General features: G+C 63.6%; 21 protein-coding genes and 1 pseudogene. 11 read left to right on the top strand and 11 right to left on the bottom strand.

Annotated features, from left to right (window positions below; translation table 11 throughout):
* Window positions 1–16: 16 nt before the first annotated feature.
* The 3 genes from rsmB to def form a co-directional block, all read right to left on the bottom strand.
* On the bottom strand, window positions 17–1327 hold the full coding sequence (gene rsmB / locus NR164_RS11600) for a 16S rRNA (cytosine(967)-C(5))-methyltransferase RsmB (protein ID WP_017848965.1): 1311 nt from the start codon (window positions 1325–1327) through the stop codon (window positions 17–19).
* Window positions 1324–2277 (bottom strand): methionyl-tRNA formyltransferase, encoded by a 954-nt coding sequence (gene fmt, locus NR164_RS11605; RefSeq protein ID WP_232591059.1) that lies wholly within the window; start codon window positions 2275–2277, stop codon window positions 1324–1326. Before fmt ends, rsmB begins: the two co-directional genes overlap by 4 nt.
* 69 nt (window positions 2278–2346) lie before the next feature.
* On the bottom strand, window positions 2347–2853 hold the full coding sequence (gene def / locus NR164_RS11610; RefSeq protein WP_017848967.1) for a peptide deformylase: 507 nt from the start codon (window positions 2851–2853) through the stop codon (window positions 2347–2349).
* A 135-nt stretch (window positions 2854–2988) separates the two neighbouring features.
* Here def and NR164_RS11615 point away from each other — a divergent pair, with 135 nt between their 5' ends.
* The 3 genes from NR164_RS11615 to NR164_RS11625 all read left to right on the top strand — a co-directional run bounded on the left by NR164_RS11615 (window position 2989) and on the right by NR164_RS11625 (window position 5535).
* Window positions 2989–3765, top strand: a complete 777-nt coding sequence (locus tag NR164_RS11615; protein WP_256822771.1) for a peptidoglycan-binding protein — start codon at window positions 2989–2991, stop codon at window positions 3763–3765.
* Window positions 3766–3828: 63 nt separating this feature from the next.
* The gene (dprA, locus tag NR164_RS11620) at window positions 3829–4923 is read left to right on the top strand and encodes a DNA-processing protein DprA (RefSeq protein ID WP_169884422.1); all 1095 of its coding nucleotides are present in this window, start codon (window positions 3829–3831) and stop codon (window positions 4921–4923) included.
* 54 nt (window positions 4924–4977) lie between these two features.
* A complete protein-coding gene (locus NR164_RS11625) occupies window positions 4978–5535 on the top strand; it encodes an L-threonylcarbamoyladenylate synthase (RefSeq protein WP_017848970.1) in 558 nt (185 codons plus the stop codon).
* A 130-nt stretch (window positions 5536–5665) separates the two neighbouring features.
* Here the strand turns inward: NR164_RS11625 and NR164_RS11630 are convergent, their stop codons facing one another.
* Window positions 5666–6643 (bottom strand): NADPH:quinone reductase, encoded by a 978-nt coding sequence (locus tag NR164_RS11630; RefSeq protein ID WP_256822772.1) that lies wholly within the window; start codon window positions 6641–6643, stop codon window positions 5666–5668.
* A gap of 160 nt (window positions 6644–6803) precedes the next feature.
* Here NR164_RS11630 and hemF point away from each other — a divergent pair, with 160 nt between their 5' ends.
* Together hemF and aroE are read left to right on the top strand one after the other, a co-directional pair.
* Complete coding sequence (gene hemF / locus NR164_RS11635; RefSeq protein ID WP_017848972.1) at window positions 6804–7736, top strand: oxygen-dependent coproporphyrinogen oxidase; 933 nt, start codon at window positions 6804–6806, stop codon at window positions 7734–7736.
* The gene (gene aroE, locus NR164_RS11640) at window positions 7736–8554 is read left to right on the top strand and encodes a shikimate dehydrogenase (protein ID WP_017848973.1); all 819 of its coding nucleotides are present in this window, start codon (window positions 7736–7738) and stop codon (window positions 8552–8554) included. Before hemF ends, aroE begins: the two co-directional genes overlap by 1 nt.
* A 52-nt stretch (window positions 8555–8606) precedes the next feature.
* Here the strand turns inward: aroE and NR164_RS11645 are convergent, their stop codons facing one another.
* The 3 genes from NR164_RS11645 to betC all read right to left on the bottom strand — a co-directional run bounded on the left by NR164_RS11645 (window position 8607) and on the right by betC (window position 12790).
* Window positions 8607–10175, bottom strand: coding sequence for a SulP family inorganic anion transporter (locus NR164_RS11645; RefSeq protein ID WP_177030321.1), 1569 nt, complete (start codon window positions 10173–10175; stop codon window positions 8607–8609).
* A gap of 161 nt (window positions 10176–10336) precedes the next feature.
* Window positions 10337–11260: a choline ABC transporter substrate-binding protein gene (gene choX / locus NR164_RS11650; RefSeq protein WP_046484407.1), complete on the bottom strand. Its 924-nt coding sequence runs from the start codon at window positions 11258–11260 to the stop codon at window positions 10337–10339.
* Between the two features lie 15 nt (window positions 11261–11275).
* Window positions 11276–12790 carry a choline-sulfatase gene (gene betC / locus NR164_RS11655; RefSeq protein WP_128192138.1) on the bottom strand — a complete coding sequence of 505 codons (1515 nt, stop codon included), beginning with the start codon at window positions 12788–12790 and terminating at the stop codon, window positions 11276–11278.
* Between the two features lie 103 nt (window positions 12791–12893).
* Between betC and NR164_RS11660 the strand changes: the two genes are divergently transcribed.
* The 6 genes and pseudogenes from NR164_RS11660 to NR164_RS11685 all read left to right on the top strand — a co-directional run bounded on the left by NR164_RS11660 (window position 12894) and on the right by NR164_RS11685 (window position 18360).
* A complete protein-coding gene (locus NR164_RS11660) occupies window positions 12894–13844 on the top strand; it encodes a LysR family transcriptional regulator (protein ID WP_017848977.1) in 951 nt (316 codons plus the stop codon).
* A gap of 3 nt (window positions 13845–13847) precedes the next feature.
* Window positions 13848–13925, top strand: a pseudogene (locus NR164_RS11665) (4,5-dioxygenase); the annotation flags it as partial.
* Window positions 13926–14101: 176 nt separating this feature from the next.
* Window positions 14102–15061 (top strand): 2-dehydro-3-deoxygalactonokinase, encoded by a 960-nt coding sequence (locus NR164_RS11670; RefSeq protein ID WP_046484403.1) that lies wholly within the window; start codon window positions 14102–14104, stop codon window positions 15059–15061.
* A 1-nt stretch (window position 15062) separates the two neighbouring features.
* The gene (locus tag NR164_RS11675) at window positions 15063–15683 is read left to right on the top strand and encodes a 2-dehydro-3-deoxy-6-phosphogalactonate aldolase (protein WP_017848979.1); all 621 of its coding nucleotides are present in this window, start codon (window positions 15063–15065) and stop codon (window positions 15681–15683) included.
* 48 nt (window positions 15684–15731) lie between these two features.
* The gene (gene dgoD, locus NR164_RS11680; protein ID WP_003170741.1) at window positions 15732–16880 is read left to right on the top strand and encodes a galactonate dehydratase; all 1149 of its coding nucleotides are present in this window, start codon (window positions 15732–15734) and stop codon (window positions 16878–16880) included.
* Window positions 16881–17055: 175 nt separating this feature from the next.
* Window positions 17056–18360 (top strand): MFS transporter, encoded by a 1305-nt coding sequence (locus NR164_RS11685; RefSeq protein ID WP_046484398.1) that lies wholly within the window; start codon window positions 17056–17058, stop codon window positions 18358–18360.
* A 39-nt stretch (window positions 18361–18399) separates the two neighbouring features.
* Here the strand turns inward: NR164_RS11685 and NR164_RS11690 are convergent, their stop codons facing one another.
* The 4 genes from NR164_RS11690 to trpB all read right to left on the bottom strand — a co-directional run bounded on the left by NR164_RS11690 (window position 18400) and on the right by trpB (window position 22847).
* Window positions 18400–20058 (bottom strand): BBE domain-containing protein, encoded by a 1659-nt coding sequence (locus NR164_RS11690; protein WP_256822773.1) that lies wholly within the window; start codon window positions 20056–20058, stop codon window positions 18400–18402.
* A gap of 174 nt (window positions 20059–20232) precedes the next feature.
* Window positions 20233–20673 carry an anti-virulence regulator CigR family protein gene (locus NR164_RS11695; RefSeq protein ID WP_057004935.1) on the bottom strand — a complete coding sequence of 147 codons (441 nt, stop codon included), beginning with the start codon at window positions 20671–20673 and terminating at the stop codon, window positions 20233–20235.
* Between the two features lie 137 nt (window positions 20674–20810).
* Window positions 20811–21620, bottom strand: coding sequence for a tryptophan synthase subunit alpha (trpA, locus tag NR164_RS11700; protein WP_046381551.1), 810 nt, complete (start codon window positions 21618–21620; stop codon window positions 20811–20813).
* The gene (gene trpB, locus NR164_RS11705) at window positions 21621–22847 is read right to left on the bottom strand and encodes a tryptophan synthase subunit beta (protein WP_017848984.1); all 1227 of its coding nucleotides are present in this window, start codon (window positions 22845–22847) and stop codon (window positions 21621–21623) included. It abuts the gene before it with no gap.
* Window positions 22848–22863 lie beyond the last annotated feature (16 nt).

Raw genomic sequence — 22863 nt, forward strand, 5'->3', positions numbered from 1 at the left:
ACTCCCTTTGAACCGTTCAGCCGCGTGCGGCGGCGATCTTGATCAGTTTGGCGTAGTAGAAGCCATCGTGTCCGCCTTCCTGCGCCAGCAATTGGCGCCCGTGGGGCTGCTTGATGCCGGCTGCGGTGGCGAGGTCCAGCTCGCGCGCGCCGCTGGTACGGGCGAGGAAGGCTTCGATGACCTCGGTGTTCTCGGTGGGCAAGGTGGAACAGGTGGCGTAGAGCAGGATGCCGCCGACTTCCAGGGTCGGCCACAACGCGTCGAGCAGTTCGCCTTGCAGCACGGCCAGGGCGGCGATGTCGTCGGGTTGGCGGGTCAGCTTGATGTCCGGATGGCGACGGATCACGCCGGTGGCGGAGCACGGCGCGTCGAGCAGGATGCGCTGGAACGGCTTGCCGTCCCACCAGGTGGCGGTGTCGCGGCCATCGGCGGCGATCAGCTCGGCGCTCAGGCCCAGGCGTGCGAGGTTTTCCCGCACGCGCACCAGACGCTTGGCTTCCAGGTCGACGGCGACGACGCCGGCCAGGTCTTTTTCGACCTCCAGGATGTGACACGTCTTACCGCCGGGGGCGCAGCAGGCGTCCAGCACCCGCTGGCCTGGGGCCAGGTCGAGCAGGTCGGCCGCCAGTTGCGCGGCTTCGTCCTGCACGCTGATCCAGCCCTCGGCGAAGCCCGGCAGGCTGCGCACGTCGGTGGCGGCTTCGAGCACGATGCCATCGGTGCTGTACACGCACGGCGCGGCCGCGATGCCCGCATCGGTCAGCAATTGCAGATAAGCATCGCGGCGGTGATGGCGACGGTTGACCCGCAGGATCATCGGCGGGTGTGCATTGTTGGCCGCGCAGATGGCTTCCCATTGCTCGGGCCAGAAGGCTTTCAGGGATTTTTGCAGCCAGCGCGGGTGAGCGGTACGCACCACCGGGTCATGTTCCAGCTCGGCCAGCAGCGCTTCGCTTTCGCGCTGGGCGCGGCGCAGCACGGCGTTGAGCAGGGCTTTGGCCCAGGGCTTTTTCAGCTTTTCGGCGCAGCCGACGGTTTCACCGATGGCGGCGTGGGCCGGCACGCGGGTGTAGAGCAATTGATAGAGGCCTACCAGCAGCAGCGCTTCTACATCGGCATCGGCCGCCTTGAACGGCTTTTGCAGCAGCTTGGCTGCCAGCGCCGACAGCCGTGGCTGCCAGCGCGCGGTGCCGAAGGCGAGGTCCTGGGTGAAACCGCGATCACGGTCTTCGACCTTATCCAACTGGGTCGGCAGCGAACTGTTCAGCGAAGCCTTGCCGTTGAGCACGGCGGCCAGGGCCTTGGCGGCGGCCAGACGCGGGTTCATTGGGCGGCCACCCCGAGAAGCGTGCCTACGGCAAATTTCTCACGACGGCTGTTGAACAAATCGCTGAAACTCAGCGCCTTGCCACCGGGCAATTGCAGACGCGTCAGACACAGCGCCTGTTCACCGCAGGCGACCAGCAGGCCGTCCTTGCTGGCACCGATGATTTCACCGGGGGCGCCCTTGCCGTCGGCCAGGGTGGCAGCCAACACCTTCAAGGCTTCGCCGTTGAGGGTGCTGTGGCAGATCGGCCACGGGTTGAACGCGCGCACCAGGCGCTCCAGTTCCACGGCCGGGCGGCTCCAGTCGAGGCGCGCTTCGTCCTTGTTCAGTTTGTGCGCGTAGGTCGCCAGGCTGTCGTCCTGCACCTCGCCTTCGAGGGTGCCGGCAGCGAGCCCGGCAATCGCCTGGATCACGGCCGGCGGGCCCATCTCGGCCAAGCGATCGTGCAGGCTGCCGCCGGTGTCTTCGGCGGTGATCGGGGTGCTGACTTTCAACAGCATCGGGCCGGTATCCAGGCCCGCTTCCATACGCATCACGGTCACGCCGCTTTCGCTGTCGCCCGCTTCCACGGCGCGTTGGATCGGCGCCGCACCGCGCCAGCGTGGCAGCAGCGAGGCATGGCTGTTGATGCAACCCAGGCGCGGGATGTCCAGGACGACTTGGGGCAGGATCAAGCCGTAGGCCACCACCACCAGCAGGTCCGGTTTCAGCGCGGCCAACTCGGCCTGGGCCTCGGCGTTGCGCAGGGTCGGCGGTTGCAGCACGGGAATGTGGTGCTCCAGCGCCAGTTGCTTGACCGGGCTCGGCATCAGTTTTTGCCCACGACCGGCCGGGCGATCCGGCTGGGTGTACACCGCGACGATGTCATAAGGGCTGGCGAGCAGGGCCTTGAGGTGTTCGGCGGCAAATTCGGGTGTGCCGGCAAAAACAATGCGCAGTGGCTCGGTCATGGGCGTTCTCGGTTAAAAGCAGTCACAAAAGAAAAAGGCTTGCCGCAGCAAGCCTTTGGAAGAAGGGCATCAAGCTTGCTGGCGGTGCTTTTTTTCCAGCTTCTTCTTGATCCGGTCACGTTTGAGCGTGGACAGGTAATCGACAAACAGCTTGCCGTTGAGGTGGTCGCATTCGTGCTGGATACACACCGCCAGCAGGCCTTCGGCAACCTGCTCGAAGGGCTTGCCGTCGCGGTCCAGGGCCCTGATCTTCACGCGCACCGGGCGCTCGACGTTCTCGTAGAACTCCGGCACCGACAGGCAGCCTTCCTGGTATTCGCCCATTTCGTCGGTCAGCGCTTCGAACTCGGGGTTGATGAACACCCGTGGCTCGCTGCGATCTTCGGACAGGTCCATCACCACGACACGCTGATGCACGTTGACCTGGGTCGCGGCGAGGCCGATGCCCGGGGCTTCATACATTGTTTCAAACATGTCATCGACCAACTGACGAACCTTATCGTCCACTACGGCCACCGGTTTGGCGATCGTGCGCAGGCGCGAGTCGGGGAATTCGAGGATGTTCAAAATAGCCATAAGCGTAATTGCTGCACATGTGAGGTAAAGGCAAATCGGCGTAGGGATGGACCCGCACGGCCGGTGTGGAGCGCTCGGAAGCCGCGAAGGCTATGGCGTTTCACGCGAACGTACATAATAAAGGAGATTCACCCCATGAGGAAATCGCTACTCGTCTTGCTGCTCTGGGCGCCGTTCGCCCAGGCCCTGCTTCCATCGCCCGGCCCGCGCCTGGATCAACCGACGCAACAGGCCATCCAGCGATTTTTGTTACACAATCGCATCCTCGATTCGCCCCTCGATCTCGATAACGCGCCCTACGTTGTCGCGGCAGAGGCCGGGCGCGTGCTGGGGGCCAATGGCGAGCGCGTGCATGCCCGCGGCGTCCTGGACCCGGCCCAGCCAAGCTATGGGATTTTCCGCCGAGGCAAGGTCTACACCGACCCCAAAACCCAGGAGTTACTGGGTATCCACGCCGACGACATCGGCACCGCGCACTGGGTGATGGCCGGCGACCTGACCACCCTTGCCGTACAACGGGTTACCCAGGAAGTGCGCCCCGGCGACCGCTTGCTGCGTGCCGAACCGCCAATTGCGCTGGCCAGCCTGGAAGGCCCGCAGGCCGCGCCGTTTATCGAAGGGCGCATCATCGACGTGCCCAAGGGCGTGACGCAGATCGGCGTGCTGGATGCCGTGACCCTGAATAAAGGCCGCCGCGACGGCCTGGTCGACGGCCAACGGCTGAATGTGATCAAGACCGGCGCCACGGTACGCGACGCTCTCAGCGGCGCTCCGGTGAAGCTGGCCGATGAGTACGGCGGCATGCTGCTGGTGTTTCGCACCTACGAAAAACTCAGTTACGGCCTGGTCCTCAATGCCTCGCGGCCACTGGCGGTGATGGACCGTTTCGAGACGGCCCGTCAAACGCAATAAATAGGCTGCTAAATAAGTTACCAACAGAGTTATCCACAGCTTGTTCCGGTCAAGGATGATCAGATGTATCCGATAAACAGCAGTGAAATTTCCCCGGCAGAACTGGAAGCCCGGCTACGCTTGCACAGGCTGCCGGAACTGGGCCCGAAGCGTTTTCGCCGGTTGATCGACGCGTTCGGCTGCGCCTCGAAAGCGCTCAGCGCGCCGGCCAGCGCTTGGCGTTCGCTCGGCTTGCCCGCCGTCAGCGCCGAGGCCCGGCGCAGCCATGAAGTCCGCGAGGGCGCGAGTGTCGCATTGGCCTGGCTGGCGCGTCCGGCCCAGCATTTGCTGATGTGGGACCAGCCTGAGTACCCCGCACTGCTGGCCCAGATCGATGACGCACCGCCGTTGTTATTCGTCGCCGGCGACCCTGCGATCCTGGAAAAACCCCAGTTGGCCATGGTCGGCAGCCGTCGTGCATCGCGCCCCGGCATGGACACCGCCGCCGCCTTTTCCCGCAGCCTGGCGAGTGCTGGGTTTGTCATCACCAGCGGCCTGGCCCTGGGCATTGACGGCGCGGCGCATCAAGCGGCCCTGGAGGTCGGCGGGCAGACCATCGGCGTACTCGGCACCGGCCTGGAAAAGTTTTATCCACAGCGCCACCGACGCCTCGCGGCCGCGATGATTGCCCAGGGCAGCGCGGTGGTTTCCGAGTTTCCGCTGGACGCCGCGCCCCAGGCCGGCAATTTCCCCCGGCGCAACCGCATCATCAGTGGTCTGTCGCTGGGCGTGCTGGTGGTGGAAGCCGGCATCGCCAGCGGTTCGCTGATCACCGCGCGGCTCGCCGCCGAGCAAGGGCGCGAGGTGTACGCGATTCCCGGCTCGATCCATCATCCCGCGGCCAAGGGTTGTCATCAGCTGATCCGCGACGGCGCGGTGTTGGTGGAAACCATCGAGCACATTCTTGAAGGCTTGCGCGGCTGGCAGGCGCTGCCGTGTCCGGTGCCGCTGCCGGCGACTCATCCACTGGTCGCACTGCTGCATGCGGCGCCCCACACCAGCGAAGCCCTGGCGATTGCCAGCGGGCGGCCGTTGTCCCAGGTGCTGGCGACCCTCACTGAGTTGGAGCTGGAAGGCCAGGTGATCTGCGAAAGCGGGCGTTGGCTCGCGCGCTGCTAGGTTTTGCAGGGAAGATCGGTAAACTGCGCAGAGCTTTAGTCCGGAGAGTGAGTAATGGTCAACAGGTGGCGTGTGCTGGAAGCCGCACGAGAAATTCGCGCAGGCGCGGTGATTGCCTATCCGACCGAGGCGGTCTGGGGCCTGGGCTGTGACCCGTGGAACGAAGCGGCGGTGGACCGGCTGCTGGCGATCAAGAACCGCTCGGTGGATAAGGGCCTGATCCTGGTCGCGGATACTATCCGCCAGTTCGATTTTCTCTTCGAAGACTTCCCGCAGGATTGGATCGACCGCATGGCCAGTACCTGGCCGGGGCCGAACACCTGGCTGGTGCCTCATCAGGACCTGTTGCCGGAATGGGTCACGGGGGAGCATGACACCGTGGCGCTGCGGGTCAGCGACCATCCGCTGGTGCGTGACTTGTGCTCATTGGTCGGGCCATTGATTTCCACCTCGGCCAACCCCCAGGGCCGCCCGGCCGCCCGCACGCGGATTCGCGTCGAGCAGTACTTCCGTGGCCAGGTCGATCTGGTGTTGGGTGGCGCCCTCGGTGGGCGCAAGAACCCGAGCCTGATTCGCGATCTGGTGACGGGTGAGGTTGTGCGGCCGTCCTGAGACCGCGGCGTGGCTATCGCGGGCAAGCCCGGCTCCTACATCGATCGGTGTCCGTCATGACAACACGGTCAAATGTAGGAGCCGGGCTTGCCCGCGATGGCGCCCTTAACCACGCCAGAAACCCCAAGCCTTACGGCAACAGAATGGTCGACCCGGTCGTGCGCCGCGCCGACAGCTCGGTCTGCGCCTTGGCCGCTTCCGCCAGCGAGAAGCGCTGGTTGATATCGATGCGTACCTTGCCGCTCTGGATCATCGAGAACAGATCATCGGCCATGGCCTGCAAGTTCTTGGGGTTGCTGGCGTAGGTCGCCAGGGTCGGCCGGGTGACGTACAGCGAGCCCTTGGCCGCCAGAATCCCCAGGTTCACCCCGTCCACCGCGCCCGAGGCATTACCGAAACTCACCACCAACCCCCGGGGCGCTGCGCAGTCCAGCGAGGTCAGCCAGGTGTCCTTGCCGACGCCGTCGTACACCACCGGGCATTTCTTGCCGTCGGTCAATTCCAGCACGCGTTGTGCGACGTTTTCCTTGCTGTAGTCGATGGTTGCCCAGGCTCCGTGGGATTTGGCCAAGGCGGCTTTTTCCGGCGAACTGACCGTGCCGATCAGCTTCACGCCCAGGGCCTTGGCCCACTGGCAGGCCAGGGAGCCCACGCCACCGGCTGCGGCGTGGAACAGGATGGTTTCGCCGCCCTTCAACTCATAGGTCTGGCGCAGCAGGTATTGCACGGTCAGGCCCTTGAGCATCGCGCCGGCGGCTTGTTCGAAGCTGATGTCGTCCGGCAGGTGAACCAGGTTGGCTGCGGGCAACACGTGCAGTTCGCTGTAGGCACCCAATGGCCCACTGCCGTAGGCCACGCGGTCGCCGACCTTGAATTGGCTGACCTCGCTGCCCACGGCGTCGACCACACCGGCACCTTCGGCGCCCAGGCCCGACGGCAAGGCCGGCGGCGCGTACAAGCCGCTGCGATAGTAGGTGTCGATGAAGTTCAGGCCGATGGCCGCGTTGCGCACCCGAACCTGCTGTGGGCCAGGTTCTGCTGGCGTGTAATCCACATACTCAAGCACCTCGGGGCCGCCATGGGCGCTGAACTGGATACGTTTGGCCATCTGCACTTCTCCTGGGTTCGAATTCGGGTAGCGCCCTATCGGACTCCTAAGCTTGATCTTCGTCAACTGCGACGGAGTTGAGTGCGGTGGTATCCTGTGCGCCCATTTGCCGCCGACGCCCAATGGCCTCGCGTAGCTTTGCCCGATTCAAGGTGATGCCATGACTACCCGCACCGAGGCTGTTAAAGCCTATCTGCTTGATCTGCAAGACCGTATTTGCAGCGCCCTGGAAACCTTCGAGACGGACACTCGCTTTATCGAAGACGCCTGGACCCGGCCAGCCGGCGGCGGCGGTCGCACCCGTGTGATTGAAAACGGTACGGTGATCGAAAAAGGCGGTGTCAACTTTTCCCACGTGTTTGGCAGCGGCCTGCCGCCGTCCGCCAGCGCGCATCGCCCCGAGCTGGCCGGGCGTGGGTTTGAAGCGCTGGGGGTGTCGCTGGTGATTCACCCGCACAACCCGCATGTACCGACTTCCCACGCCAACGTGCGCTTTTTCATCGCTGAAAAAGAAGGTGAAGAGCCGGTGTGGTGGTTCGGCGGCGGCTTCGACCTCACGCCCTATTACGCCAACGAAGAAGACTGCATCCACTGGCACCGCGTGGCCGAACAGGCCTGTGCGCCGTTTGGCGCCGACGTTTATGCGCGCTACAAGGCCTGGTGCGACACCTACTTCTACATCAAGCATCGCAACGAACCGCGCGGCATCGGCGGCCTGTTCTTCGATGACTTGAACGAGTGGGACTTCGACACCTGCTTCGCCTTCATCCGTGCCATCGGCGATGCGTACATCGACGCCTACCTGCCGATCGTGCAGCGCCGCAAGGCCCAGGCCTATACCGAACAGCAGCGCGAATTCCAGGAATTCCGCCGTGGTCGCTACGTTGAATTCAACCTGGTCTACGACCGTGGCACCTTGTTCGGCCTGCAGTCGGGCGGGCGTACCGAGTCGATCCTGATGTCGCTGCCGCCCCAGGTGCGCTGGAGCTACGACTGGAAAGCCGAGGCCGGCAGCGAAGAAGCGCGCCTCACCGACTACTTCCTGCAAGACCGCGACTGGCTCGGCGTGGCTGCGCCCAAGGCGGCGGTCTGATGGACCGTTATGTGGTGTTCGGCAACCCCATCGGCCACAGCAAGTCGCCGTTGATCCACCGCATGTTCGCCGAGCAGACCGGCGAGCAACTGGACTACAGCGCTCTGCTTGCGCCGCTCGAGGATTTCATCGGGTTTGCCCGTGAGTTTTTTCAACAAGGTCGTGGCGCCAACGTCACGGTGCCGTTCAAGGAAGACGCCTACCGCCTGGCCGACACCCTCACCGCACGCGCCGAGCGCGCCGGGGCGGTGAACACCCTGAGCAAGCTGGCCGATGGCAGCCTGCTGGGCGATAACACCGACGGCGCCGGCCTGGTGCGCGACCTGACGGTGAATGCCGGGCTGCACCTGCAAGGGCAACGCATCCTCTTGCTCGGCGCTGGCGGCGCAGTGCGCGGGGCGTTGGAGCCGTTGCTGGCCGAGCGGCCGGCGTCGCTGATCATCGCCAACCGCACCGTGGAAAAAGCCGAAATGCTCGCCGAGTTGTTCGACGATTTGGGCCCGGTGTCTGCCAGTGGTTTCGACTGGCTGTGTGAGCCGGTGGACGTGATCATCAATGCCACCTCCGCCAGCCTGTCAGGCGATGTACCGCCGATTGCAGGCAGCTTGATCGCGCCGGGCAAAACGTTTTGCTACGACATGATGTATGCCAAGGAACCGACCGCATTCTGCCGCTGGGCCACGGAACACGGCGCGGCGGTGGCGATGGATGGTCTGGGCATGCTGGTGGAGCAGGCGGCGGAAGCGTTCTTCCTGTGGCGCGGCGTGCGTCCGGATTCGGCGCCGGTGTTGGCTGAACTGCGCCGCCAATTGGCTTGAAGCAACTCGAAAGGTGGGAGGAGCAAGCCCCCTCCCACCTGTTTGACCGCATTCAGTCTTCGAAATGGATGGGGCAGTTGTCGGCGCCTTCCAGCTTTTTCAACTCCTCGACGACCTGCGGCCTGGCCCGGCGCAGGGTCAGGCTACGGCCCATCGCCCTTAATCGCCGCGCTTCCTGGTGCAGCATCTCCACCCCGGAATAGTCGATAAAGTTGATCTGCTGCGCTTCGATTACCACCCGCTCACTCTGCAGGCTTTGCAGGCGAACCTGCAGGTAATGGCTGGCGCCGAAAAAGATCGAGCCACCGACCCGCAACACCTCTTCCTCGCCGTCGCGCCATTGCTGAACCCGCGGCTGCGAGGTGCGCTTGAGGTAGAAAAACAGCGAGGCCAGCACTCCGGCGTAAATCGCGGTTTGCAGCTCCAGCAGCAACGTGGCGATGCAGGTCAGGCTCATCACCACAAACTCGGCGCGACTGACCCGGAACAACGCGCGAATGCCCCGATGATCCACCAGGCCCCAACTGATCAGCAGGATGCTCGCGGCCATGCTCGGGATCGGTATATGTGCGATCAGCGCTGCACCAAACAGTGCGAACAACGCCACCCACAGGGCGGAAAACACCCCCGCCAGCGGCGAGCAGGCGCCTGCTTCATAGCTGAGGCCGGAGCGCGTAAAGGAACCGGCCGACAGGTAGCCGGAGAAAAATCCGCCGACGATATTGGACAAACCCTGCGCTCGAACTTCCTGGTTGGCGTCGAGCAATTGCTGTGAGCGCGCCGCCAGCGAGCGCGCGATCGACAGGCTGGTCACCAGCCCGAGCATGCCCACCGCCACGGCGCTGGGCAGCAGGCGCAAGAGCATGTCCAGGTCCAGCGGCAACGGGCTGAATGGCGGCAGCTTGCCGATAAACGCACTGACCAGCGCCACCTGCCCGAATATCGCCGGCCACAGCCAGGCGGCCAGGCTGCCCAGCGCCAGCGTGATCAACAGCGTCGGCCAGCGCGGCAGCAGGTACTTGAGCAGCGCGCCCGCCAGCAAGGTGCCGAGCCCCAGGGCGAGTGAGGCGCGGTCCCACTCGCCGCCGTGCTCGATCAGTGCCATCAGGCTGTTGATCGCCGTGGCCTGGCTCGGCAAATCCAGGCCCAACAGGTTGGGCAGTTGGCCGAGGGCAATCACCACGGCGGCGCCTAGGGTGAACCCCAGCACCACCGAATGGGAGATGAAATTCACCAGCGCGCCGAAGCGCAGCAGGCCGAGCAACCACTGGAACACCCCGGCGAGGAAGGTCAGCAGCAGGATCAAGGTGATGTAGTCCTGTGAACCCGGCACGGCCAGGGGGCTGACGCTGGCGTAGAGCACGATGGATATCGCCGCCGTGGGGCCGCAGATCAGGTGCCAGGACGAACCCCAGAGGCACGCGATCAGCACCGGGATGATCGCGGCGTACAGGCCGTATTCCGGTGGGAGACCGGCGATAAGCGCGTAGGCAATCGACTGCGGCAAGGCCAGCACCGCGCCGCTGAGGCCGACGATCGCGTCCCGGCCGACGCTGGCGCGGGTTTGGCGCGGCAGCCAACTGAGGAAGGGGAAGAGTGTGTGGCGGTTGGGCCGGGGCATCGCAAACTCGGGCTGAAAGGTTTGGCTCAGGGTATCAGTACACACCAGCTTTTTGTGGGAGGGGGCTTGCCCCCGATAGCGGCGAACCAGCCGCCGAAGATGTCGACTGACACTCACCTATCGGGAGCAAGCTCCCTCCCACATTTGGATAGTGGTGGGCTTTAGAGCTTGGCTTTTACGGCCGCCAATGCATCCTGGCCGTCCACGGTTTTCACGCCGTCGAGCCACTGCTCCAGTACCGCCGGGTTGGCCTTGATCCACGCCTTCGCCGCATCTGCGTTGCTGACCTTGTTGTTGACCACCGCGGCCATGATGCTGTTCTCCATCGCCTGGGTGAAACTCAGGTTGGTCAGCAGTTTTCCTACGTTCGGGCAGGCTTGTGCATAACCCTTGCGCGTCAGGGTATACACGCTGCCGGTGTCGCCGAAGTACTTCTCGCCGCCCTTGAGGTAATGCATTTTCAACTGCACGTTCATCGGGTGCGGGGTCCAGCCGAGGAAGGTGATGAAGCGCTGTTTCTTCACCGCCCGTGAGACTTCGGCGAGCATCGCCTGTTCGCTGGACTCGATCAGCTTCCATTGGCCCAGGTCGAAGTCGTTCTTCTTGATGATCTCCTGCAGCGAGAGGTTCGCTGGCGCGCCGGAGCCGATGCCGTAGATCTTCTTGTCGAACTTGTCGGCGAATGAGTTGAGGTCGGCAAAGTCATGCACCCCGGCGTCCCACACATAGTCCGGCACAGCCAGGGTGAATTCGGTGCCGTCGAGGTTTTTCGCCAACTGCACCACATCGCCGTTGGCCACGAATTTGTCGTAGAAACCTTGCTGCGCCGGCATCCAGTTACCCAGGAACACATCCACCTGGCCGTCCTTGAGCCCGCCGAAGGTGATCGGCACCGCCAGGGTGTCGACCTTGGGCTTGTAACCCATGCCCGTCAGCAGAAAACCGGCGACGGCATTGGTGGCGGCAATATCGCTCCAGCCGGGATCGGCCATCCTCACCGTCTCACAACCGGCGTCTGCATACACGGTGGCGCTGCTCAACGCCGCCATGCCCATTACGCCCAGCACCACAGTCAATTTTTGCATGGCCTTCCCTCTGTTTTATTGGTTTTGGCAGGGTTGTGGATAACGTGCCTTGCGCTCCAGGTCGTCGAGGTCGATATGGTTGCGCATGTATTGCTGACTGGCGTCCACCAGCGGCTGGTGATCCCAGCTCTTCAGCTTGCCCTGGGTCAGCGCCTGATAGACCAGGCGGCGACGGCGTTGACTGGCGAGCACCTGCTGGTGGATCGCCGGGATGTCCCATTTGGCCCGCGCCTCAAGCAGAAAGGCGGCAAACAGCGCCCGATGCTGCGGCGATTGGCTGAGTTCTTCCTGCTCGCGCGGGTCGTTGTGTATGTCGAACAGTAGGCAGGGGTCGTCTTCGCTGTAGATGAATTTGTAGGCGCCACGGCGAATCATCATCAGCGGGCTGAGGGTGCCTTCGGCCATGTATTCGCCGAACACTTCGTCGTGCCCGCCCTGCCCTTGCAGGTGCGGGACCAGCGAGCGGCCGTCCATGGGCAAGTGCGGTTCGAGTTCGCCGCCGGCCAGTTCCACCAGGGTCGGCAACAGGTCGGCGGTGGAGACCGCCTGGGTCACACGGCCCGCCGCGAACTGCCCCGGCGCGCTGATCAGCAGCGGCACGCGGGCGGCCATTTCGAACCAGTGCATTTTGTACCAGAGGCCGCGCTCGCCGAGCATGTCGCCATGGTCGCCGGAGAAAACGATCAGGGTGTCGTCGGCCAGGCCGGTGTCTTCCAGGGTCTGCAGCAGCTTGCCGACATTGCTGTCGATGTAACTGCAGGCGCCGAAGTAGGCGCGGCGCGCATCGCGGATCTTGTCCACTGGCAGCGGCTTGTCCCACAGGTCGTAGACCTTGAGCAGGCGCTGGGAGTGCGGGTCGAGATCGCCCTGGGCCGGGGTTGTGGGCAACGGGATGTCGCTGTCGTCGTACAGATCCCAGAATGGTTTGGGAATGGTGTACGGGTCGTGGGGATGGGTCATCGACACGGTGAGGCAGAACGGCTGGTCGCCGCCCTCGCGAATGTGGTCGAACAGGTACTGCTGGGCCTTGAACACCACCTCTTCGTCGAAATCCAGTTGGTTGGTCCGCACGCACGGCCCGGCTTGCAGCACCGAGGACATGTTGTGGTACCAGGTGGGGCGCACGTCCGGCTCATCCCAGTTCACCGCCCAGCCATAGTCGGCGGGGTAGATGTCGCTGGTCAGGCGCTCTTCGTAACCGTGCAACTGGTCTGGCCCGCAGAAATGCATCTTGCCCGACAGCGCGGTGCGGTAGCCGAGACGACGCAGGTAGTGGGCATACGTCGGCACATCGGCGGGGAAATCTGCCGCGTTGTCGTAGGCGCCGATCTTGCTCGGCAGTTGGCCGCTGACCAGGGTAAAGCGCGACGGCGCACACAGCGGGCTGTTGCAGTAGGCGGCGTCGAACACCACGCCTTGTGCGGCGAGGCGACTGAGGTTCGGCAACTTGATCGGGGAAGGTCCGTAGAACGGCAGCATCGGCGCGGCCATTTGATCGGCCATGATGAAAAGAATGTTCTTGCGCTTCATGGGTCTTCGGCATTCCATAGGCGGTGTTTATGCGAATGAGCATGCAGCCCATGAAAAATGGGGTAAAGCCCATGAAAGGCAATGTCTAGGATAAGTACAGCTTATGTATAAAGCCTTCGGCGACGTATCCCTCGATCTGCTCCGGGCGTTCGAAGCGGCGGCGCGCCACCGCAGTTTTACCGCTGCGGCGATGGAGCTGGGCACCACCCAACCGGCCATCAGCCAGCAGATCAAGCGCCTCGAAGAGCAATTGGCGATCCGCCTGTTTGATCGCATCTACCGTGGCATCGAGCTGACCGACGCCGGCGCGCTGCTGTTCGAACATGTCCAGGGCGGTTTGCAGACCATCAACCAGGGCCTGAGCGCGATCACCCAGCAGGACCAGCACGAAGTGCTGCAAGTGGCCACCGACTTCGCCTTCGCCGCCTACTGGCTGATGCCGCGCCTGCATCGCTTCCATGCGGCCAACCCCCAGGTCGACGTCAGCCTGGTGACCAGCGAGCGCAATCATGCCACGTTGCGCAGCGATATCGACGTGGCGGTGCTGTTTGGCGACGGCCGTTTCAAGCAGGGCGACAGCCTGTGGCTGTTCAATGAGGAAGTGTTCCCGGTGTGCAGTCCGCAATGGCTCAAGGACCAGGCCACGCCGCTGACCGTGCAGACCTTGCCCGACTGCCCCTTGCTGCACCTGCGCCAGGAACACACCAGCCAGTGGTTCGACTGGAGCGGCGTGTTCCGCGAACTGGGCATTACCAGCACGCCGACCCCCGGCCAACTGCGCTTCGATAACTACACTCTGTTGATCCAGGCCGCGATTGCCGGCCAGGGCGTGGCCATCGGCTGGCGCCACTTGGTGGACAACCTGCTGGAACAGAAGTGGCTGTGCCGGCCGATCAGCGACACGGTGATCTCACGCTTCGGCTACTACGTGGTGCAGCCGCAGCGCAAACGGCGGGGGCAGTTGGTCGAGCGGTTCGTCGACTGGCTGGTGGCGGAGCAGGCGCGCAGTGCACAGTCGCTGACCGGGCTGGCCCTGCCGTCGATTGCGGTCTAGGGGGGCGATGACCTGAAGGACCACACCGAGTACGCGATCTGGATGGGTGCGATACGCGAACTGAATCTGTCGGTTTTTTAACCTCTCTTATCAGATAAAGCCTGGCCGTTCCCGCAGTAAAAGGCGGAGTGGTTGTAGGATTTATCTCGATTCATTCCAATATATGGGATTGATATTTATATATTGAGATATCGCCGAGCATAGGTTTATATTCGCCCATCTGCTTTTTTCAGCACCCACTCATTTCAGGTGAAGCGATGCCGGCGCAATTGATCGCGCTCGATTGGGGAACCAGTTCCCTTCGTGCTTATAAACTCGGCCCCGCAGGCGTGGTGCTGGAACAACGTGCGTTGGCGTCGGGGATCATGCACCTGCCCAGCCAGCCCCGGGAGATTGCCGGCGTTTGCTGCAGCGATGGCTTCGAGTTGGCGTTCGACGCGGCCTGTGGCGATTGGCTCGACGCGCAACCGGGCTTGCCGGTGATCGCCTGCGGCATGGTCGGCAGCGCCCAGGGCTGGAGCGAAGCGGCCTACCGCAACACCCCGGTCGACGTCGCCAGCCTCGGCCAAGCATTGCACCGCGTGCGCAGTGTGCGCGGCGTCGATGTGCATATCGTGCCCGGCGTGATCGAGCAGGTCGGCTTGCCCAACGTGATGCGCGGCGAAGAAACCCAGGTACTCGGCGTGCTGCAAGGCCTCGGCGCCGAGGTCTTGATCGGCCTGCCCGGCAGTCATTCCAAATGGGTCGAGGTGGTCGATGGCTGTATCACCCATTTCGACACCTTCATGACCGGCGAGCTGTTCGCGGTGCTGAGCAAGCACAGCCTGCTCGGGCGCACCCAACAACCCGCCGAACACTTCCAGGCGGCGGCTTTCGACCGCGGCGTGCGCGTGGCACTGTCGGCAGACGGCCAGCGCGGCGTGCTGTCGACGCTGTTCAGCGCACGCACCCTGGGCTTGACCGGCGAACTCGCCCCGGACCAGCAGCCCGACTACCTTTCCGGTCTGTTGATCGGCCATGAACTCGCCGGCTTGCCCGGTGCCGCCAAACATAAGCCGATCATCCTGGTCGGCGCCGCACCGCTCTGTACACGTTACCAGCGTGCCCTCGGCCTCTGCGGCTTCGCCCACGTCAGCCTGGCGCAAGAGGCCAGCGAACGCGGTCTCTGGCAGTTGGCCCTGGCCGCCGGGCTCATTCAACCAGCAATGGAGGCCTGACATGCTCAAGCAAGCACTCACGCAAAACGGTTTGATCGCGATCCTGCGCGGCGTGCGCCCGGACGAAGCCGAGGCGATTGGCCAGGTGCTGTACCGCGCCGGTTTTCGCGTGATCGAAGTCCCGCTCAATTCGCCGGACCCTTACACCAGCATCCGCACCCTGCGTGACAGCCTGCCCGCCGATTGCCTGATCGGCGCCGGCACGGTGTTGACGCCGGCGCAGGTCGAGCAGGTCAAGGCCGCCGGTGGCCAGGTGATCGTGATGCCCCACAGCGATGCCAAGGTCTTGCGTGCCGCGAAAGCCGCCGGCCTGTACCTGTCGCCAGGTGTGGCCACCCCGACCGAGGCGTTCGCCGCGCTGGCCGAAGGCGCCGACGTATTGAAACTGTTCCCCGCCGAGCAAATGGGCCCGGCGGTGATCAAGGCGTGGCTGGCGGTATTGCCGGCGGGCACGCTGTTGCTGCCGGTCGGCGGCGTGAGCCCGGCCAACATGCAGGTGTATTTCGACGCCGGCGCCAGAGGCTTCGGCCTGGGGTCCGGATTGTTCAAGCCGGGCATGTCCGTGGCCGAGGTGGCGAGCAGTGCCCAGGCGTATGTCGCGGCCTGGAATGCCCTGAACTGATCGCAAGCTTTGCGCCTTGGGCGCTGCATCGACAAGAGAGATAAGAAGATGAAAATCACCAAACTGACTACCTTCATCGTCCCACCGCGCTGGTGCTTCCTCAAAGTGGAGACCGACCAGGGCGTCACCGGCTGGGGCGAACCCGTGGTCGAAGGCCGCGCCCACACGGTGGCGGCTGCGGTCGAGGAACTGTCCGACTACCTGATCGGCAAAGACCCACGCAATATCGAAGACATCTGGACCGTGCTCTATCGCGGCGGTTTCTATCGCGGCGGCGCCGTGCATATGAGCGCGCTGGCCGGCATCGACCAGGCGCTGTGGGACATCAAGGGCAAGGCCCTGGGCGTGTCGGTCAGCGACCTGCTGGGCGGCCAGGTGCGTGACAAGATTCGCGTGTATTCGTGGATCGGCGGCGACCGCCCCGCCGACACCGCCCGCGCCGCCAAAGAGGCCGTGGCCCGTGGCTTCACTGCGGTGAAAATGAACGGCACGGAAGAATTGCAGTTCGTCGACAGCTTCGAAAAAGTCGACCTGGCGCTGGCCAACGTCGCCGCCGTGCGCGATGCCGTCGGCCCCAACGTGGGCATCGGCGTCGACTTCCATGGCCGCGTACACAAGCCCATGGCCAAGGTGCTGATGAAAGAGCTGGACCCGTACAAACTGATGTTCATCGAAGAGCCGGTACTCAGCGAAAACTACGAAGCGCTGAAGGAACTCGCACCGCTGACCAGCACCCCGATTGCCCTGGGCGAGCGTCTGTTTTCGCGTTGGGACTTCAAGCGCGTGCTCAGCGAAGGCTACGTCGACATCATCCAGCCGGACGCTTCCCACGCTGGCGGTATCACCGAAACCCGCAAGATCGCCAACATGGCCGAAGCCTACGACGTGGCCCTGGCGCTGCACTGCCCGCTGGGCCCGATCGCGCTGGCCGCCTGCCTGCAGCTGGACGCGGTCTGCTACAACGCGTTTATCCAGGAGCAAAGCCTGGGCATTCACTACAACGAGAGCAACGACCTGCTCGATTACGTGCGCGACCCGGGCGTGTTCGACTATGACCAGGGCTTCGTGAAGATCCCCAACGGGCCGGGCCTGGGCATCGAGATCAACGAGGAATACGTGATCGAACGCGCGGCCATCGGCCATCGCTGGCGCAACCCGATCTGGCGCCATGCCGACGGCAGTTTTGCCGAGTGGTGATGTCTGCCTGAAAAAATGTGGCAAAAAATGTGGGAGGGGGTTTGCCCCCGATAGCTGAGTGTCAGTCGACATCTTCGGCGGCTGGTTCACCGCTATCGGGGGCAAGCCCCCTCCCACATTTGAGCTGGTTTGGTCAGTAAGTCCGTCCTCAATAAACATAAGAAGAGACAACCCCATGCACCCTGAATCCCTCACCGGGCAGGCTTCTTTAGTCACGCCTAGCAGAAAGCGCTACTTCATCATGGTGCTGCTGTTTATCACCGTGGTGATCAACTACCTCGACCGCAGCAACCTGTCGATCGCGGCCCCGGCCCTGACCAGTGACCTGGGCATCGACCCGGTGCATGTCGGGCTGATTTTCTCGGCGTTCGGCTGGACCTACGCCGCCATGCAAATCCCCGGTGGCTGGCTGGTCGACCGGGTGCCGCCGCGCATCCTCTACACCGTGGCCCTGCTGCTGTGGTCCATCGCCACTGTAATGCTCGGCTTTGCGGCCAGCTTCATCGCGCTGTTTGTCCTGCGCATGGCGGTGGGCGCCCTGGAAGCGCCGGCCTATCCGATCAACAGCCGCGTGGTCACCACGTGGTTCCCCGAGCGTGAGCGCGCCACGGCGATTGGCTTCTACACCTCCGGCCAGTTCGTCGGGCTGGCGTTTCTCACCCCGGTGCTGGCCTGGTTGCAGCACCACTACGGCTGGCACATGGTGTTTGTCACCACCGGCGGCGTCGGCATCCTCTGGGCGCTGATCTGGTACGCGGTGTACCGCGAGCCGAAGGACTTCAAAGGCGCCAACGCCGCTGAAATCGAACTGATCCGTGCCGGCGGCGGGCTGGTGGACATGCAGGCGCAAACCGCCAAGGCACCGTTCAGTTGGGTCGACCTGGGCATCGTGCTGAGCAAGCGCAAACTCTGGGGCATCTACCTGGGGCAGTTCTGCCTGAACTCCACGCTGTGGTTCTTCCTGACATGGTTCCCGACCTATCTGGTGAAATATCGCGGGATGGACTTCATCAAATCCGGCCTGCTCGCTTCCCTGCCCTTCCTCGCGGCGTTTGTCGGCGTGCTGTGCTCCGGGATTTTTTCCGACTGGTTGATTCGCCGCGGCGCATCAGTGGGCTTTGCGCGCAAGTTGCCGATCATCGGCGGGCTGTTGATTTCCACCGCGATCATTGGCGCCAACTACGTGGATTCGACGGCCTGGGTGATTGCGTTCCTGGCGGTGGCGTTCTTCGGCAATGGCCTGGCGTCGATCACCTGGTCGCTGGTGTCGACCTTGGCACCCGCTCGCTTGCTCGGCTTGACCGGTGGCGTGTTCAACTTCATCGGCAACCTGGCGGCGATTGCCACGCCGATCGTGATTGGCTTCCTGGCCAGCGGCGATTCGTTCGCACCGGCAATCACCTATATCGCAGTGCTGGCGTTGCTCGGGGCGCTTTCCTACATCTTGTTGGTGGGCAAGGTCGAACGGATCGAGTTGTAAAAAACGGGCGACCTTGGGGTCGCCCGTTTTTTTTGCGGCTTACGGCACCGACATTTCGTTGCGGAATACATTCAGCGGGTCCCAGCGCTGCTTGGTAAGCCGCAGGCGGCTTTCGATGATCAGGTCGGGGAAGAAAACCGTGTACCACTGAGGGTTCTTGGCGTTCGCCGGGTTGCCGCCGAGGTGCGTCATGTCGAGGTCGGGGTAATTGATGTAGCAGCCCTCGAACTCCGCGTTGAGCGGCACGCCTTGATCGTTGGCGAAGGCGTTGAAAAACAGCCCCTGAATCCAATCGGCATGTGCCTGGTCGGTGGCGGCACTGGCATCGCGCCAATAACACTGCGGTTGCCACTTGAGGAAAGAGCCGCGCTGGGCCGCGGATGATTCGCGCCGAACCGCCGGATCTGGCTGGTTGATGCGCCCGCCGAACGACTGGATCTGTATGAGACTTTGGGTCAACACGTTCGCCGGGTCGGGCCAGGTCAGTGTGGTCCAGATCGCGGATAACACCTGCGGCGTGAAAATGCCTTTCTGATAGGCCGACTTATAGCGCCCGCGCTGGTTGTCGCCGGAGCCGTTGAGGGTTTGCTGGCACGGCAGCCAGTCGAGGCGGCGCACGACGGCCCGCGCCGTGCTCAAGGAGTTGATGACACGCCCGGTGGGGTTGCTTCGCGGCAGGTGGATCACGTGAAACGGTGTCACCGATTCGCTGGCGGCAATGCCGATGGCGTCCAGCATCGTCGTGACAAAATCGTCGAAGGGCGCCTGATCGTTCAACTCGCCGTCTTTGTCCACGTAGTGAATGCCCAGCGTGACGTTGCCGGTGTGCTGGTGGCGCATTTCCAGCTTGGTCGCCAGGCCCCAGGTGTCCGGGTCGGCCTGATGTTGGGCGAACCAGGCTTGATAGGCCACCAGCAATCGCTCGAGCGCCGGTTTGGTCAGCATCGCCCAGTCCCATTCCAGTACCAGCCAAAGCACCTCCTTGGGGGCGTCCGGCAGGTCCTTGAAGTAATAACTGGTGATGATCCCGAACTGCCCGCCGCCGGCACCGCAGCACGCGGCAAACAGGTCCAGTTCGTCCGGGTCGGTGCTCTCCCGGCAGACATGACGCGCTGTCAGGCCTTTGCCTTGGGCGTTGGGCACCAGAATATCGACACCGGACAGCCAGTCGCACACCAGGCCGTGTTTGCGCGAGAGCAAGCCATAGCCGCCACCGCAGATGTGCCCGCCCAGGCCCACCGAATAACACGAACCACCGGGCAGGGTCTTGTTGGCCAACGTGTACAGTGCGACGTAGGCGTCCCAGTTCTGCCCGCCGGCCTCCAGGCGAAAGCGGTAGCGATAGGGCAAGGTCGGCATCAACTGGGAGTGCAGTTGGCCGTCGGCGTCGTAGTCCAGTTGCTTCATTTGCCCGATATCCAGAATCGCCAATACCTCATTGGGGTTGTCGGGCATCTTGTTGGCGACGAAACCTTCGTAACAGTGGCCGCCGCTGCGCACGGTAATCCGGCCATTGGCAACGGCCAGGGCCTGCGCCGCGGCGTCGATGATGTCCTGGGGGCTGTAACAGAGGTAAATCAGGTTGGCGCCGTTGGGCGAGGATTGGCCCTGCACGTTGCCCAACGGCCAGCGCAGGTTGAAGCCTTTTTGCAAGGTGGCGTGACGGCGGTCCGATTCGGTGATGAGATCAAATGCCATGATGTACTCCATAGAGCCAAGAATGACTTCTGATGCGGCTAACTTAACGACCGGGAGCGCAAGAAATACCGGGGCTTGCTGAGGTGGTTAGACGGCAATAGGCATGAAGTGGATTAAGGGGGAACGAACGGTTCGCCCCTTAAGCCTAGCGGAAGAAATCGCGGAACCGTGGCGTCAGTTCAACACGCCTTCCAGAATCTCGTAGACGATACCGGTGCCCACTGCGATCAGCACCACGTCCGGGCCCGAACGGCGCCATTCGTAACCCTCGTAGTACGGCAGGCGTGCCAGGGCGCGGTTGTCGAGGCGTTCGCCGTAGTAGCCGTGGGGCAGCGGCCGGCCACGGACCAGGCGCACATTCGGCGGCGGCGGCGCGCCACGGCCGAATTGGCCGTGGTTGTCGTGGATGATCTGGCGCACCGGGCCGAAGTCCTGGGGTGGGCCGCCGCGATGGTTGTCCTGCGGGCCGCGATGGTCGTCGCCACGTTGCTCGTGCTGGTCTTGTGGGCCGCCACGGTCGTCACCGCGCTGGTCAGGCGGCGCGGCTTGCACCAGGGCGCTGGCGGCAAGCACCAGGACGCCACAACCAGCAATCACGGATTTGCGCATTTTCATCGGGAATTCCTCGGGGCACACATACAAAAAAAGGGATTGCGAACACGGTTCGAAATCCCTTGGTCTTGTTGTTTAGGCCACGGTGTTGCCGGTTGATTCCTGTGTATCAGGAACTTTACCTACCGCATACGAGGCGCTTACTTACGTGCGTTACGGACACCTTCCGACAGCGCCGCGCACAGGCTCAGCACGCCGTCGATGGCTTGCTGGTCGTTGCTGGCGTTGGCGATGTGATCGATCAGCGCCGAACCCACCACCACACCATCGGCCAAGCGCGCGATGGCGGCCGCTTGTTCCGGCGTGCGGATACCGAAACCGATGCTGATCGGCAGGTCGGTATGGCGACGCAGGCGGGCCACGGCTTCTTCGACGTGTTCCAGGGTGGCGGCACCGGCACCGGTCACACCGGCTACCGACACGTAGTACACAAAGCCCGAGCTGCCGTTGAGCACGGTCGGCAGGCGCACGTCGTCGGTGGTCGGCGTGGTCAGGCGGATAAAGTCGATGCCTGCCGCCTGGGCCGGGTCGCACAGCTCGCCGTTATGTTCGGGCGGCAGGTCGACCACGATCAGGCCGTCGACGCCGGCTTGCTTGGCGTCGGCAATAAAGGCCGGCACGCCGTATTTGTGGATCGGGTTGAAGTAACCCATCAGCACCAGCGGGGTGTCGCTGTTGTCCTTGCGGAACTCGCGCACCATCTGCAGGGTTTTCGCCAGGTTCTGCTTGGCGCTCAGCGCGCGGATGTTGGCCAGTTGAATGGCCGGGCCGTCGGCCATCGGGTCGGTGAAGGGCATGCCCAGCTCGATCACGTCGGCACCGGCAGCGGGCAAGCCCTTGAGGATCGCCAGCGAGGTGTCGTAACCGGGGTCGCCGGCGGTGACGAAGGTCACCAGGGCGGCGCGGTTTTGTTGCTTGAGTTGCGCAAAGCGGGTTTGCAGGCGGCTCATTTAGTGTTTCTCCTGCTGGGACTGTTCCATGTGGTGCATCACGGTCTGCATGTCTTTGTCGCCACGGCCGGACAGGTTGACCACCATCAGGTGTTCCTTCGGCAGGGTCGGCGCGCGTTTGAACACTTCGGCCAGGGCGTGGGCGCTTTCCAGTGCAGGAATAATCCCTTCCAGGCGGCAGCATTTGTGAAAGGCGTCGAGCGCTTCGTGGTCGGTCACCGAGGTGTACTGGACGCGGCCGATATCGTGCAACCAGGCGTGCTCAGGGCCGATGCCGGGGTAGTCGAGGCCGGCGGAAATCGAGTGGGCGTCGATGATCTGGCCATCGTCGTCCTGCAGCAGGAAGGTGCGGTTGCCGTGCAGTACGCCCGGTACGCCGCCGTTGAGGCTGGCGGCGTGCTTGCCGGTTTCGATGCCAAAGCCCGCGGCTTCGACGCCGATGATCTCGACGCTGCTGTCATCCAGGAACGGGTGGAACAGGCCCATGGCGTTGGACCCTCCGCCGATGCACGCCACCAGGCTGTCCGGCAGGCGGCCTTCCTGGGCTTGCAGCTGGGTGCGGGTTTCCTTGCCGATCACGGACTGGAAGTCGCGCACCATCGCAGGATAAGGGTGCGGGCCGGCAACGGTGCCGATCAGGTAGAACGTGTCGTCGACGTTGGTCACCCAGTCGCGCAGGGCTTCGTTCATCGCGTCTTTGAGGGTGCCGGTGCCGGCGACCACCGGGATCACTTCAGCGCCCAGCAGCTTCATGCGAAATACGTTGGCCTGTTGGCGCTCGATGTCAGTGGTGCCCATGTAGATCACGCATTGCAGGCCGAAACGCGCGGCCACGGTGGCGGTGGCCACACCGTGCATGCCGGCGCCGGTCTCGGCGATGATGCGTTTCTTGCCCATGCGCCGCGCCAGCAGGATCTGGCCGATGCAGTTGTTGATCTTGTGCGCGCCGGTGTGGTTCAGCTCTTCGCGCTTGAGGTAAATCTTGGCGCCGCCGCAGAACTCCGTCAGGCGCTCAGCGAAATACAGCGGGCTTGGTCGACCGACGTAGTCGCGCTGGAAGTAGGCTAATTCCTCGTTGAACGCAGGATCAATCTTGGCCGCTTCGTACTCGCGGGCCAGGTCGAGGATCAACGGCATCAGGGTTTCGGCGACGTAGCGGCCGCCGAATGCGCCGAACAGGCCGTTGGCGTCAGGGCCGTTGCGTAGATCGGTCTGGGACTGAGTCATGGGACGCTCCAGGAAA

The organism is Pseudomonas sp. Pse79 (assembly GCF_024519615.1).
In the GTDB taxonomy this organism is placed as follows: domain Bacteria; phylum Pseudomonadota; class Gammaproteobacteria; order Pseudomonadales; family Pseudomonadaceae; genus Aquipseudomonas; species Aquipseudomonas veronii.